The 769-nt window shown below is 51.4% G+C and carries 1 protein-coding gene; it reads right to left on the bottom strand.

Annotated features, from left to right (window positions below):
- Positions 1 to 15: 15 nt before the first annotated feature.
- A protein-coding gene (locus HX778_RS24715; protein WP_223433957.1) for an IS1 family transposase occupies positions 16 to 713 on the bottom strand; the annotation gives its coding sequence in 2 pieces (ribosomal slippage) (positions 16 to 464 and positions 464 to 713; 699 coding nt in all).
- Positions 714 to 769: the final 56 nt, after the last annotated feature.

Below are 769 nucleotides of genomic sequence, written 5' to 3' on the forward strand. Positions count from 1 at the left end.
GGTAATGACTCCAACTTACTGATAGTGTTTTATGTTCAGATAATGCCCGATGACTTTGTCATGCAGCTCCACCGATTTTGAGAACGACAGTGACTTCCTGCCCAGCCTTGCCAGATGTTGCCTCAGATTCAGGTTATGCCGCTCAATGCGCTGCGTATATCGCTTGCTGATAACGTGCAGTTCTCCCTTCAGGCGTGATTCATAAAGCGGCCAGCCATCCGTCATCCATACCACGACCTCAAAGGCCGACAGCAGGCCCAGAAGACGCTCCAGCGTGGACAACGTGCGTTCACCGAATACGTGCGCCACAACCGTCCTCCGTATCCTGTCATACGCGTAAAACAACCAGCGCTGGCGTGATTTAGCGCCGACATAACCCCACTGTTCGTCCATTTCCGCGCAAACAATGACGTCACTGCCCGGTTGTATGCGTGAGGTTACCGACTGCGGTCTGAGTTTTTTAAGTGACGTAAAATCGTGTTGAGGCCAACGCCCATAATGCGTGCACTGGCGCGACATCCGACGCCATTCATGGCCATATCAATGATTTTCTGATGCGTACCGGGTTGAGAAGCGGTGTAAGTGAACTGTAGCTGCCATGTTTTACGGCAGTGAGAGCAGAGATAGCGCTGATGTCCGGCAGTACTTTTACCGTTACGCACCACGCCTTCAGTAGCTGAACAGGAGGGACAGCTGATAGAAACAGAAGCCACTGGAGCACCTCAAAAACACCATCATACACTAAATCAGTAAGTTGGCACCATTACCA

The sequence above is a fragment of the Cedecea sp. P7760 genome (assembly GCF_013386425.1).
Taxonomy (GTDB): domain Bacteria; phylum Pseudomonadota; class Gammaproteobacteria; order Enterobacterales; family Enterobacteriaceae; genus Cedecea; species Cedecea selenatireducens.